The 12,998-nt window shown below is 66.1% G+C and carries 10 protein-coding genes; 4 read left to right on the forward strand and 6 right to left on the reverse strand.

What is annotated here, in order from left to right:
• Positions 1-2,847, reverse strand: a complete 2,847-nt coding sequence (uvrA, locus tag PQI66_RS03450; RefSeq protein WP_339996062.1) for an excinuclease ABC subunit UvrA — start codon at positions 2,845-2,847, stop codon at positions 1-3.
• Positions 2,848-2,970: 123 nt separating this feature from the next.
• Between uvrA and PQI66_RS03455 the strand changes: the two genes are divergently transcribed.
• The 3 genes from PQI66_RS03455 to PQI66_RS03465 all read left to right on the forward strand — a co-directional run bounded on the left by PQI66_RS03455 (position 2,971) and on the right by PQI66_RS03465 (position 6,481).
• Positions 2,971-3,603 (forward strand): MBL fold metallo-hydrolase, encoded by a 633-nt coding sequence (locus tag PQI66_RS03455; RefSeq protein WP_339996063.1) that lies wholly within the window; start codon positions 2,971-2,973, stop codon positions 3,601-3,603.
• Between the two features lie 86 nt (positions 3,604-3,689).
• Entirely contained in the window at positions 3,690-5,996 is a 2,307-nt protein-coding gene (locus tag PQI66_RS03460; RefSeq protein WP_339996064.1) for a HelD family protein, read from the forward strand.
• Between the two features lie 2 nt (positions 5,997-5,998).
• Positions 5,999-6,481 (forward strand): nucleoside deaminase, encoded by a 483-nt coding sequence (locus tag PQI66_RS03465; protein WP_339996065.1) that lies wholly within the window; start codon positions 5,999-6,001, stop codon positions 6,479-6,481.
• Between the two features lie 2 nt (positions 6,482-6,483).
• Here PQI66_RS03465 and PQI66_RS03470 read toward each other — a convergent pair whose 3' ends face one another.
• From PQI66_RS03470 to PQI66_RS03485, 4 genes are read right to left on the reverse strand one after another with little or no spacing between them, the layout of a single operon-like run.
• A complete protein-coding gene (locus tag PQI66_RS03470) occupies positions 6,484-6,930 on the reverse strand; it encodes a universal stress protein (RefSeq protein ID WP_145943194.1) in 447 nt (148 codons plus the stop codon).
• A gap of 50 nt (positions 6,931-6,980) precedes the next feature.
• A complete protein-coding gene (gene uvrB, locus PQI66_RS03475) occupies positions 6,981-9,110 on the reverse strand; it encodes an excinuclease ABC subunit UvrB (RefSeq protein ID WP_339996067.1) in 2,130 nt (709 codons plus the stop codon).
• Between the two features lie 5 nt (positions 9,111-9,115).
• On the reverse strand, positions 9,116-9,700 hold the full coding sequence (gene coaE, locus PQI66_RS03480) for a dephospho-CoA kinase (protein WP_339996069.1): 585 nt from the start codon (positions 9,698-9,700) through the stop codon (positions 9,116-9,118).
• Between the two features lie 32 nt (positions 9,701-9,732).
• On the reverse strand, positions 9,733-10,176 hold the full coding sequence (locus PQI66_RS03485; RefSeq protein ID WP_339996071.1) for a hypothetical protein: 444 nt from the start codon (positions 10,174-10,176) through the stop codon (positions 9,733-9,735).
• A gap of 66 nt (positions 10,177-10,242) precedes the next feature.
• Here PQI66_RS03485 and PQI66_RS03490 point away from each other — a divergent pair, with 66 nt between their 5' ends.
• The gene (locus tag PQI66_RS03490; RefSeq protein WP_339996073.1) at positions 10,243-11,523 is read left to right on the forward strand and encodes a DUF4185 domain-containing protein; all 1,281 of its coding nucleotides are present in this window, start codon (positions 10,243-10,245) and stop codon (positions 11,521-11,523) included.
• A gap of 58 nt (positions 11,524-11,581) precedes the next feature.
• Here the strand turns inward: PQI66_RS03490 and PQI66_RS03495 are convergent, their stop codons facing one another.
• Positions 11,582-12,895: an acetyl-CoA C-acetyltransferase gene (locus PQI66_RS03495; protein WP_445227991.1), complete on the reverse strand. Its 1,314-nt coding sequence runs from the start codon at positions 12,893-12,895 to the stop codon at positions 11,582-11,584.
• Positions 12,896-12,998 lie beyond the last annotated feature (103 nt).

The following is a 12,998-nucleotide window of genomic DNA, read 5'->3' on the forward strand; positions in this document are numbered from 1 at the left end:
TCAGAGCAGATCCTGCAGGAACGACCCGGTGTGCGACGACTCCACCGCCGCCACGTCTTCCGGAGTCCCCTCCGCCACGACCATCCCGCCACCGGCGCCCCCCTCGGGACCCATGTCGATCACCCAGTCAGCTGCCTTGATCACGTCGAGATTGTGCTCGATCACCAGGACGGTGTTGCCCTTGTCCACGAGTCCCTGGATGACGAGCATCAGCTTCCGGATGTCCTCGAAGTGCAGGCCGGTCGTGGGTTCGTCCAGAATATAGACGGTTCGACCGTTCGACCGCTTCTGCAGTTCACTGGCCAGCTTGACCCGCTGGGCTTCGCCGCCGGACAGTGTCGTCGCCGCCTGCCCGAGCCGCAGGTAGCCCAACCCCACGTCGACGAGGGTGTCCAGGTAGCGGGCGATCGAGGTGATCGGCGCGAAGAACTCCGCGGCCTCACTGATCGGCATGTCCAGGACCTCGGAGATCGTCCTGCCCTTGTAGTGGACTTCGAGTGTCTCACGGTTGTACCGGGCACCGTCGCACACTTCGCAGGGCACGTAGACGTCCGGCAGGAAGTTCATCTCGATCTTCAATGTGCCGTCGCCACGGCAGGCCTCACAGCGTCCACCCTTGACGTTGAAACTGAAACGGCCGGCCTTGTAGCCCCGGACCTTCGCTTCAGTGGTTTCAGCGAAGAGATTCCGGATCTTGTCGAAGACGCCGGTGTAGGTCGCCGGGTTGGACCGCGGAGTCCGGCCGATCGGACTCTGGTCGACGCGGACGAGCTTGTCGAGTTGGTCGAGGCCGGTGACCTTCCTGTGGTGCCCTGGCACCTGTCGCGCCCCGTTCAGTTCATTGGCCAGCACCTGCGCCAGGATCCCGTTGACGAGACTCGACTTGCCGGACCCGGACACCCCGGTCACGCAGGTCAGGACACCCAGCGGGAAGCTGACGGTGACATTCCGCAGATTGTTCTCCGTCGCACCATGAACCGTGATGGACCGCTCCCGGTCAACGGTCCGGCGCGTGTCCGGAACGGCGAGGAGGCGCCTGCCGGACAGGTACTGACCGGTGAGGGACTCGTCGGCGTCGACGATGCCGCCGGGCTCACCCTCGTAGACGATGCGGCCGCCGTACTCGCCGGCACGCGGCCCGATGTCGACCAGCCAGTCCGCGGTCCGGATCGTCTCTTCGTCGTGTTCGACGACGATCAGGGTGTTCCCGATGTCCCTGAGGTGCTGGAGCGTGCTGATCAAGCGTTTGTTGTCCCGCTGGTGCAGACCGATCGACGGCTCGTCGAGAACGTAGAGAACCCCGGCCAGGCCCGAGCCGATCTGCGTCGCCAGCCGGATGCGTTGGGCTTCGCCACCGGACAAGGTCGCCGCCGCACGTGACAGGTTGAGGTAGTTGAGTCCGACGTCGAGGAGGAAGGTCAGACGCGCCTGGATCTCCTTCAACACCCGCCCCGCGATCATCTCGTCACGGGTCGACAGGCTCAACCGGTCGAGGAAACCGCTCGCGTCCTCGATGCTCATGTCGGAGACGTCGGCGATCGACTTCTCACCGAGTTCCGAGCTGATGGTGACCATGCGGATCTCCGGACGCAGGCGGGTCCCGTCGCACGTCGCGCACGGGACTTCCCGCATGTACCCGAGGAAGCGTTCCTTCTGGTGTTCGCTCTCCGCCTGGTCGATCTTGCGGTGCAGGTAAGGCATCACGCCCTCGAAAGGGGCCGAGTACTGCCGTGACCGGCCGTAGCGGTTCCGGTACCGGACGGTGATCTCCTCGGGATGTCCGTGGAGGACCGCCTTGCGTTCCTTCTTCGTGAGTTCCGACCAGTGCGTCCGTGGATCGACACCGATGTTCTCTGCGAGGGCGGTGAGGAGCTTGTCGAAGTACTTGTGATTCGGGCTGGACGCCCAGGGAGCGATCGCCGACAGCAGCGGGGCGTCGTCGTCGGGAATGATCAGCGTCTCGTCGACCTCCAGCCGGGTACCGAGGCCGTCACACACCGGGCACGCGCCGTAGGGACTGTTGAACGAGAAGCTCCGTGGCTCCAGCTCGTCGATGGCCAGGGGGTGGCCGTTGGGACATGCCATGTGTTCAGAGAAACGACGGTAACGGTTGTCGTCCGCGTCGTCGAGACCGACGAAGTCGATGACGACACGCCCGTCGGCGAGCCGTAGCGCGGTCTCCACCGAGTCGGTCAGCCGTTGTTTCTGGGAGGGCTTGACCTGGAGGCGGTCGACGATCACGTCGATATCGTGCTTGACCTGCTTTTCCAGGGTGGGCGGATCCGACAACCGGTATGTCTCCCCGTCCACCAGGACCCGCGAGTACCCGTCCGACGCCAGGTCCTCGAAGAGATCGACGAACTCGCCCTTCCTGGTCCGCACCACCGGGGCGAGCACCTGGAACTTCAGACCCTCCTCCATGTCCAGGATCTGGTCGACGATCTGCTGGGGGGTCTGTGCCTGGATCCGTTCCCCGCATTCCGGGCAGTGGGCTACGCCTGTCCGCGCGAAAAGCAGGCGCAGGTAGTCGTGGATCTCGGTGATTGTGCCGACCGTCGACCGTGGGTTCCGGTTCGTCGACTTCTGGTCGATCGACACCGCCGGAGACAGTCCCTCGATGAGGTCGACGTCGGGCTTGTCCATCTGCCCGAGAAACTGACGTGCGTAGGACGACAGCGACTCCACGTACCGCCGCTGTCCCTCGGCGAAGATGGTGTCGAAAGCCAGCGATGACTTTCCCGACCCGGACAGTCCGGTAAAAACAATCATCCGCTCACGCGGCAGGTCGATGTCGACGCCCTGCAGATTGTGTTCCCGCGCTCCCCGCACGGTGAGGATCTCAGCCACCAGGTTCTCCTTCATGGAAGTTCGTCACTGCGTCGCCATCGTACGTGAAGGCCCCGGCGCAGTCGAACGGATAGTCGAAAAATGTCGCGCCGTCACGGCGGCGGCGCGGCTATGGTGGGGTCCATGGATCCCACACAAATCACCACGACGACAGTAGGCCCGATGGGCAACAACTGCTACCTGGTCAGCTCCGGAGGCGACGCGCTGCTCATCGATGCCGCGGACGAGGCCCCCCATCTGCTCTCGACGGCCGCCGACGCCGGCGTGCGGATCACCGATGTCCTGACCACCCACCGGCACTGGGACCATGTCCAGGCCCTGACCGAGATTCTCGCCGCCACCGGAGCACGCCACCATGCCTCGGTCCAGGACGCACCGGATCTGCCGGTCCACGTCGACGCTTCCTGGGGACACGACCCCGACCGGGACGCCCCCGAGGACTTCATCACCTCCTCCCCCTCGCTCAACTCGCTGGGTATGCGTCTGATCCTGCTCCGCGGCCATACCGCCGGCGGGCTGGGGGTGATCCTCCCCCGGGACGACGGCCCCGACCACCTCTTCGCCGGTGACAGCCTGTTCCCCGGCGGTGTCGGCAAGACCGAGTCACCGGAGGATTTCGACATGCTGCTCACCGATGTCAGCCGACGCTGCTTCTCTCTGCCGGACGACACCCTGGTCCACCCGGGCCACGGGGACGGCACGACGATCGGCACTGAACGTCCGCACCTGGAGCAGTGGCGGGAACGCGGGTGGTGAACGCGGGTTCTCCGCACCGCCGGACAGCGTAGAATGGTCGTCCTGTTGCGGGAGCGACGGACAACCGGCACGAGATTCAGGAGACCATGAGCGACACCCCTTCCGAGACCCCGGAGATCACGGCGGAGCAGGAGCACCTCGACGCGTTGCTCGCTGTCGTCGACGAGTCCAGGGAACGGCTCACCGAGCGGATGCGTAAGGCACAGCGCCGTCGCGCCGACATAGATCAGCCGCAGACTCTCCTCGAACGCGACCACGAGACCTATGAGGTCGCCGGTCGCCTCGACGAGTACTCTGCGGCGGAGATCGGCCTGTTCTTCGGACGCATCGACGTCGACGACGACGAACCGGAGAACCCGGTCACCGACGTCCCCGGACAACCTGCCCTTGACCGCCGCTACATCGGCAGGATCGGGCTGCACACCACCGATGACGAGATGCGGACGCTGCTGATGGACTGGCGGGCCCCCCTTGCCCGACCGTTCTACCTCGCGACGACGCTCCACCCCGAGGGCGTCCACGTCCGCCGGCACATCAGGACCCGTGGCCGTACCGTGACCGACGTCGCCGATGAACGTCTCTCCGGTGGCCCCGGCGGGGAGGACGGTGTCACGGCCGGCGACAGGGACGGCTCCGTGGCGCAGGAAGGCGCTCTGCTGCATGCGGTCAACCGCGCACGGGACCGGCACATGCACGACATCGTCGACACCATCGTGGCGGAACAGGACCGGATCATCCGGGAGGAGCACCGCGGTGTCACGGTGGTTCAGGGAGGCCCCGGAACCGGTAAGACGGCGGTGGCGCTGCACAGGACGGCCTACCTGCTGTACACCTGGCGTGAGCAGCTGTCGAACACCGGTGTCCTCATCATCGGCCCCAACCGTCGCTTCCTGGACTACATCTCGCAGGTCCTGCCGAGCCTCGGCGAAACCGGGGTCGTCCTGGCGACCCCGGGATCGCTGCTGCCGGGAATCACCGCACGTCCCCTGGGCGCAGAGACTCTGACCACCCAGGAAGTCAAAGGTTCCCTGGAGATGCTCGAGATCCTCGCCGCCGCCGTCCGCGACCTGCAGACCGTGCCTGCGCAGCCGGTGAACTTCGTCATCGACGGTGTGCCGGTGTCGCTGACTCCGGCCATCGCACGGCAGGCACGGACACGCGCCCGGCGGACGCACCGCCCCCACAACCTTGCCCGTGGACGTTTCCGCGATGCGGTGCTCGATCTCATGTGCGACGCCATGGCCGAGTCCATCGGTGCAGACCCCCTCGGCGGGGAGAATCTGCTGACTGCCTCCGACCGCGAGCAGTTGCGGGAGGACCTGGCCGAGGAGCCCGCGGTTGCCGACGCCGTCGATGCGCTGTGGCCCGAACTCACCGCCGAGGAGGTGCTCGCCGGACTGTTCGGCTCCTCGCAGGCCGTTGACTCGGCCGCCGCCGAGTACGATGACCTGACCCGGCACGCCCTGCTGCGCGAGGACAAGCCGGACGACTGGACCGAGGCTGACGCTCCCCTGCTCGACGAGCTGGCCGAAATTCTCGGCATCGCAGGCGCCGAGGAGGCTGAAGCCGAGGAGCGCCGACGGTGGAGAGCCCAGGTCGACGAGGCTCAGGAGGCACTCGACATCCTCAGCGGCTCCGCCTACCAGGACCTCGACGACGGAACTGACGCAGAGATCCTGATGGCCTACGACGTCATCGACGCCGAACAACTTGCTGAACGGCAACGTGTCCGGTCGTCGATGTCCACCGCCGAACGCGCCGCCGCCGACCGGACGTGGGCGTTCGGACATGTGATCGTCGACGAAGCCCAGGAACTCTCGTCGATGGCCTGGCGGATGATCTTCCGACGCTCCCCGAACAGGTGGATGACGCTGGTCGGTGACCCCGCCCAGACGGGCAGTCCGGCCGGGGTCGAGGACTGGGCGTCGGCGCTCCAGCCGTTCGTGAACGACCGGTGGAAACTTCACGAGCTGACGGTGAACTACCGGACACCGTCAGACATCAGCGGGATCGCCACACGCATCCTCGCCGAGATCGCCCCGGACCAGGAGGCCCCGGCCTGCCTGCGGGACACGGGCAGCGGGGTCAGGGGCTTCCCGGTGTCGGAGCTCGCCGCGGCGGTGCACGGGGCCGTCGACGCTGCCGGAGCAGGTCTCGTCGGCGTCATCGCGGCCGCCCCGCATGTCAGCGAACTGGACGAGCGGTTCGGGACTGCCACCGTCGTCGTCTCCGACGTCAACGGGGCCAAAGGCCTCGAGTTCGACGAGGTCGTCCTGGTGGAACCCGGGGAGATCGCGGAGGCGTCGCCCCAGGGGTTGAACGACCTCTATGTCGCCGTCACGCGAGCGACACAGGGCCTCACCCTCGTCCATGACCGGCCGCTGCCCTGGTAGGAATGGGCTCTGTGGGTATATCAGGCAGTGACCGCGACTATCTCCGTCTCGCCGTCGACCGTGCGCGGGAGGCCCTCCATGCCGGTGACGACCCGTTCGGCACCGTTCTGGTCGATGAGGACGGCACGGTCCTCTTCTCCGACCGCAACCGTGTCGTCTCCGACTCCAACCCAATGCGGCACCCGGAGTTCACCGCCGCCGAATGGGCCGTGGCGAACCTCAGCGCCACAGGACGGGCACGGTGCACGGTCTACACGTCGGGCGAGCACTGCCCGATGTGTGCGGCAGCCCACGGATGGGCGGGACTCGGCCGGATCGTCTACGCCACCTCCGCGACCCAGTTCGCGTCCTGGGCGGCCGGGGACGGTCGACCCCCGTCACCGGTCGCACCGGTGCGGATCCGGGAGATTCTCCCCGGTATCGTCGTCGACGGCCCCGACCCCTCCCTGGCCGGTGAGGTCCGGGAATTGCACCGGAGGGCGTGAGATTACACCGTGTGGACGATCATCACGTCGCAGTCGGACTGACGCGCGACGTCCGCCGGTACCGACCCCAGGAGCCGGCCGGTCAGAGAGTTGATGCCGCGGTTTCCGACAATGAGCAGATCCGCCGACTCGTCGGTGACGATCGCCATGAGCGCGTCGACCGGTGCCCCCTCCTTCACCGCGGTGGAGACCTTCGTCGCGCCGACCTCTTCAGCCGCGGCGACTGCAGCAGCCAGATTCTCCTGCGCCGGGTCCCCACCGACCACCGTCTTCGAATCCATCCGGATGGCCTTCACCGCCGATTCAGCGTTCTTGTAGTAGGCGCAACCGATGACGAGCCGGGCATCGAACGCCGCGGCCAGTGCTGCTGCCCGTTTCACCGCCAGAACGGATGACGATGATCCGTCGGTTCCGACGACGATGGTCTCATAGGTGGTGCTATCGCTCACTGCCAGCCCTCTGTGATCGTGGATGGTTTCCACACGAAATCCTACCCCAGTCAGATCCCTGCTTCGATCATGCCGCGGAGTTCCTTCTTGAGGTCGGCGATCTCGTCTCTCAGTCTCCCCGCGAGCTCGAACTTCAGCTCTCTGGCCGCGTCCTGCATCTGTGTCGTGAGATCGGCGATCAACCGCTCGAGTTCCGGCCGTGCCATCGACCCGGCGTCCTGCGCCCCGGCCGCCGCCGAGTCGCCCGCGGCGACGTTGACGTCCGCACCGAAACCGGTGGAGGTGCTGTCTGCGTCGTCACCACGGTTCTCGTACACCTGGTCGAGGATGTCCGCGATCGCCTTGCGCAACGGCTGCGGGTCGATCCCGTGCTCCTCGTTGTAGGCGATCTGCTTGGCACGGCGCCGGTCCGTCTCGTCCATGGCGTGCTGCATGGAGTCCGTGATCTTGTCGGCGTACATGATCACCTCGCCGGAGACATTGCGGGCTGCACGCCCGATGGTCTGCACCAGGGACCGCTCCGACCGCAGGAAGCCCTCCTTGTCCGCGTCGAGAATCGCCACCAACGACACCTCAGGCAGGTCCAGCCCCTCGCGCAGCAGGTTGATCCCGACCAGGACGTCATATTCGCCGAGACGGAGCTGACGCAGCAACTCGACGCGTTTGAGGGTGTCGATGTCGGAGTGCATGTACCTGACCCGGACCCCGTGCTCCAGCAGGTAGTCGGTGAGGTCCTCTGCCATGCGCTTGGTCAGCGTGGTCACCAGGACACGTTCCTGTTTGTCCACCCGTTGACGGATCTGCTCGATGAGGTCGTCGATCTGCCCCTCGGTCGGGCGCACCTCGACCTTCGGGTCGACCAGCCCGGTGGGACGGATGACCTGCTCGACGAACTCTCCCCCCGTCGCAGCCATCTCGTAGTCGCCCGGAGTGGCCGACATGTACACACACTGGCCTTTACGGTCGTCGAACTCCTCCCACGTCAGGGGGCGGTTGTCCAACGCGCTCGGCAGCCGGAAACCGAAGTCGACGAGGTTTCGTTTGCGCGACATGTCGCCCTCGAACATTCCACCGATCTGCGGGACGGTGACATGCGACTCGTCGATGATGGTGAGGTAGTCCTCAGGGAAGTAGTCGATCAACGTCGCAGGTGCCGAACCTGCCTCACGTTGGTCCACGTGGCGCGAGTAGTTCTCGATGCCGGAGCAGTAACCGACCTGCTGGATCATCTCGAGGTCGTACTCGGTACGCATCCGGAGCCGCTGCGCCTCGAGGAGCTTTCCCCGCCCCTCCAAGTCTGCCACGCGCTTCTCGAGTTCGTCCCGGATGTCCTCCATCGCCTTCTCCATCCGTTCCGGCCCCGCCACGTAGTGCGTCGCCGGGAAGATACGGACCTCCTCGACCTCACGGATGACGTCGCCGGTGAGGGGGTGGATGTAGAAGAGGCTGTCGATCTCGTCACCGAAGAACTCCACGCGCACCGCCAGTTCCTCGTAGGCGGGGATGATGTCGACCACATCCCCCTTGACCCGGAATGCCCCACGGGTGAAGGAGACGTCGTTTCGGTCGTACTGGATGTCGACGAGGAGCCGGAGGAACCGGTCCCGCTCGACCTCCTCACCGACCTTGAGGACCACCGACCTGTCGAGATACGACTGCGGCGTTCCCAGACCGTAGATGCAGGACACCGAGGAGACCACTACCACGTCGCGGCGCGACAACAGGTTCGAGGTCGCGGAGTGCCGCAGTCGCTCGACGTCGTCGTTGATGGACGAGTCCTTCTCGATGTAGGTGTCCGTCTGCGCGATGTACGCCTCGGGCTGGTAGTAGTCGTAGTAGCTGACGAAGTATTCGACGGCGTTGTTGGGGAGCAGGCTACGCAGCTCGTTCGCCAGCTGTGCCGCGAGGGTCTTGTTCGGTGCCATCACCAGCGTGGGGCGCTGCTGCTGCTCGATCAGCCAGGCGGCCGTCGCCGACTTACCGGTACCGGTGGCACCCATGAGGACGATGTCACGTTCCCCCCGGCTCAGACGTTCATCGAGCTCCTTGATCGCGGCGGGCTGGTCACCCGCGGGTTCGTACTCGCTGATGACCTCGAAGCGGGCGTCACTGCGTTCGACGTCCCCGACGGGACGGAACTCGGACTCTGAGAGGACGGGATGTTCTGCGGCGAAGGCCATGTGCCCTACACCTCGTCCCAGAACGCGTCGACCTGGGCGATCAGCGAGTCCAGGTCCCCGCTGTTGTCCAGGACGACATCTGCGGCAGAGAGTCTGGTCTCCCGGTCAACCTGAGCGGCCAGCCGACGACGTGCGTCGTCCTCGTCCAGGCCCCGGGACGCCACCAGGCGTGCGATCCGGACGTCGTCAGGGGCGTCGACGACGAGGACGGTGTCGACTGTCTCCGTCTCCCCGTTCTCGATGAGCAGGGGCATGTCGTAGACGACGGTCTCACGACCGTCAGCGGCGGCACGGTCGAAGAGTTCGGTGGTCCGCGCCCGGATGCGTGGATGGGTGATCGCGTTGAGGGTGTCCGTGGCGCCTGTCGATGCGAACGCCTGGCGTGCGAGCGCAGCCCGGTCGAGCCCGCCCTCCGGGGTGATCACCCCGTCGAACGCCTCAGCGAGCTCCGCGAGAGCGGGCTGTCCGGGTTCGACGATTTCGCGGGCGATCTTGTCCGCGTCCACGACGAAAGCACCCTTCTGCCGGAGCCGCTCCGCCACCGTCGTCTTCCCGGAACCGATACCGCCTGTCAGGCCGATGATGCGCATGTCGTCAAGGATACCGCTCCCCGCCGGTGACGTCAGGATCCGATCAGGGAGCCGTTGCCGGACGAGGTCAGCGCGGCGCCCGCCGCGGTCAGGCACTGGAAGTTCGCGGCTTCCGTGTTCGTGAAGAGGATGCGGATCTCGTTGGCCGCCTTCCATGCCTCGCCCTCATCCAGCCCCTCGACAGCGACCGCCCACTGCCCCGCCAAGTCCTCGAGTTTCGCGCCGAAATCAGCACAGAACGCCTGGTCACCTGTGCCGATGTCCCGGTTCAACAGGCTTCCGGTCGAGCCGTCGATCTCACGGACGTCCGGGAGCGCCGGCGCAGCCTCGGTGATGTCGGTCGAATCCGGCTCCGTCGTGTCAGCTGCTACACCGGGCGCGACAAGGATTCCTGCCGCAAGCACCGCAGCCGCCGCACCGGCGGTGGTCAGCGATGCGGGGCGGGTCGTCGTACGACGTTCAGAGGTGAGGGTCATGAGAGTGAACTATAGTCATAATTCTTCACTCATATAACTCTGATGATGTTTCACCTCAGGAGTCCCATGTTCACCTCTTCTCTCCGACGGGTGTCGACGCTGTCACTCACAGCGGTCGTCACTGCGTCCGCGGCCGCGATCCTCGGCAGCGCCTCCGCCAGCGCCGCACCCTGCGACACGTACTCCCCCGGCCTCGTCGACCGGGCGTCCGCCCTGCTGAGCTCCGGGTCAGGTTCGCTCGGAAGCTCCGGTAGCTCGGGTAGCTCGGACACGTCAGGTTCCCTCACCTCCTGGGCCGGGGACACCCCCTGGGACCTGCCGAACCTCGGGGGGACCACCGAGGCGATGTACATGGTGACCGGGCCGAACAGTCCGGATCGGACCAGTGACCTGGGCCTGGCCTCCACCGACCTGGGCTTCATGTGGGACGCCGGGGACGGTCGGACCCTCATCGCCTTCGGCGACAGTTTCGGCTGCGCCGCCTCCGGAGACGGCTGGCACTCGAACGCCTTGTTCACCTCCTCGGACAAGGACCCCTCGGACGGTCTGGTCATCGACGGAACCGCCAACGGAGGACGGTCAGGCGAGTTTCTCCCCACCTCGCTGAAACAACCGGGGATCGAGCACACCAAGATTCCGACGTCGGGAATCGAGGTCGACGGCAGGCAGTACGTGGACTTCATGTCGGTGCGGTCCTGGGGCAGCGCCGGCCAGTGGACCACCAACTACGCGCAGACCGTCGTCTCGGACGACGGCGGCACGACCTTCACCCCGGTCGAGGACTCGACGCGGGTGTCGGGCAACGCCTCGTCGAACTCACGGATCACCGACGTGACTACTGGGCATCCGACGGTCGACACCTTCCAGATGACGGCACTGACCAAACACAGGGAGGACGGCACCGACTACGTCTACGCCTACGGCACCCCCAGCGGGCGTGACGGGAGTGCCAGGCTCGCCCGCATTGCGCAGGACGCGTTCCCGGACTGGTCAGCGGCCGAGTACTGGAACGGCACCGGCTGGTCGACCGACTCCGCGTCCGCGGCGAAAGTCCTCGACGGCCGGGTCTCCGAACTGTCGGTACAGTACAACGAGCACCGTGGGACCTGGCTGGCGATGTACGAATCCACCGAGGGCATCGTCCTGCGCGAGTCCGACACCCCCCAGGGCCCGTGGTCGAGGAAGCACACCGTGGTCTCCCGGTTGCAGGTTCCGGACGCCTACGGGGCGTTCATGCTGCCGATGCAGGCTCCGACGGACCCGTCGCGACTGTACTTCGTCATGACGACGTGGTCCGGATACAACACCGCGATGCTGCGCTCGGACGTCGACACACTCCTGGGGTGACCTCGGTCACCGCAGGGGCGCCCCATGGTCCGCAGACACAGTGGAGCAGGTGAAGCGACTAGCGCTCGATGATGGCGGTGACGCCCTGCCCACCGGCGGCGCAGATCGAGACGAGGGTACGACCGCCGCCGTTCTCCTCGAGGGTCTTGGCTGCGGTGGCGATGATGCGGCCGCCGGTAGCTGCGAAGGGGTGGCCGGCGGCCAGCGACGAGCCCTTGACGTTGAGCTTCGCACGGTCGATGGCGCCCAGGGGTGCGTCCAGGCCGAGGCGGTCACGGCAGTAGTCCTCGGACTCCCAGGCCTGCAGCGTGGCCAGGGTCTGAGAGGCGAAGGCCTCGTGGATCTCGTAGAAGTCGAAATCCTGCAGGGTGAGGCCGTTACGCTCCAGCAGACGCGGAACCGCGTAGGTCGGGGACATCAGCAGTCCGTCCGGAGTGAGGCCGTCACGCCCGTGCAGGAAGTCGACCGAGGCGGTCTCGGAGTCCACGAGGTAGGCCTGAACCGGCAGGTTGTGGGCTTCGGCCCATTCCTCAGACGCGAGCAGCACCGCCGAGGCACCGTCGGTGAGCGGGGTCGAGTTGGCCGCGGTCATGGTCGCCTGGGTGCCGTGGTCTGCCGCATCCTTCTTGCCGAAGACCGGCTTGAGCTTGGCCAACTTCTCCAGCGAGGAGTCCGGGCGAAGGTTCGTGTCGCGCTGGACACCGAGGTACGGGGTCACGAGGTCGTCGAAGAAGCCCGCGTCGTAGGCGGCGGCGAGCTTCTGGTGGGACTCGACGGCCAGCTTGTCCTGGTCCTCCCGGGTCACATTGAGCTCGCGGGCGGTGATTGCGGCATGGTCCCCCATGGACAAGCCGGTACGCGGCTCACCGTTCTGGGGCTGCTCGGGGGCGATCTGGGAGGGCCGCACCGACCCCAGCAACTTGACCATCTCACCGGTGGTCTTGGCGTTGTTCACCTTGATCAGGGTCTTGCGCAGTTCGTCGTTGACCGCCAAGGGTGCGTCGGAGGTCGTGTCGGTGCCACCGGCGATACCTGCGTCGATACGTCCCAGCGCAATGGCGTCGGCGACCTGGATGGCGGCCGCCAGGCCCGTTCCGCAGGCCTGCTGCAGGTCGAACGCGGGCGTCTGGGAGTTCAGTGCAGACCCGAGCACGACCTCGCGGGTCATGTTGAAGTCGCGGGCGTGCTTGAGAACTGCTCCGGCGACGACCATGCCCAACTGCTCATCCTGCAGGCCGTAACGGGCGACCAGTCCATTGATGGCAGCAGTCAGCATGTCCTGGTTGGAGGCATTCGCGTACTCCTTGTTGGAGCGCGCGAAAGGGGTGCGGTTGCCGCCGAGGATGGCGACCTTACGAGGCGAAGTAGTCATCAGGATGTTTCTCCATCGTGTGTTGTCGTGGATCGTGGTGTCGGTCAGACGTGTCCCGGAAGTCTACCGGTGCGGTCCCGTCTGGTCCGGCCCCTGAACTTTT

Source organism: Corynebacterium sp. USCH3 (assembly GCF_037619475.1).
Taxonomy (GTDB): Bacteria; Actinomycetota; Actinomycetes; order Mycobacteriales; family Mycobacteriaceae; genus Corynebacterium.

Excerpts from the sequence above, each read along its gene's own strand:
- PQI66_RS03485 (WP_339996071.1), bottom strand. The coding sequence starts at position 10,176 with ATGACCCTCACCTCTGAACGTCGTACGACGACCCGCCCCGCATCGCTG.
- PQI66_RS03455 (WP_339996063.1), top strand. The coding sequence starts at position 2,971 with ATGGATCCCACACAAATCACCACGACGACAGTAGGCCCGATGGGCAAC.
- PQI66_RS03495 (WP_445227991.1), bottom strand. The coding sequence starts at position 12,895 with ATGACTACTTCGCCTCGTAAGGTCGCCATCCTCGGCGGCAACCGCACC.
- coaE (WP_339996069.1), bottom strand. The coding sequence starts at position 9,700 with ATGCGCATCATCGGCCTGACAGGCGGTATCGGTTCCGGGAAGACGACG.
- uvrB (WP_339996067.1), bottom strand. The coding sequence starts at position 9,110 with ATGGCCTTCGCCGCAGAACATCCCGTCCTCTCAGAGTCCGAGTTCCGT.
- PQI66_RS03490 (WP_339996073.1), top strand. The coding sequence starts at position 10,243 with ATGTTCACCTCTTCTCTCCGACGGGTGTCGACGCTGTCACTCACAGCG.
- PQI66_RS03465 (WP_339996065.1), top strand. The coding sequence starts at position 5,999 with ATGGGCTCTGTGGGTATATCAGGCAGTGACCGCGACTATCTCCGTCTC.
- PQI66_RS03460 (WP_339996064.1), top strand. The coding sequence starts at position 3,690 with ATGAGCGACACCCCTTCCGAGACCCCGGAGATCACGGCGGAGCAGGAG.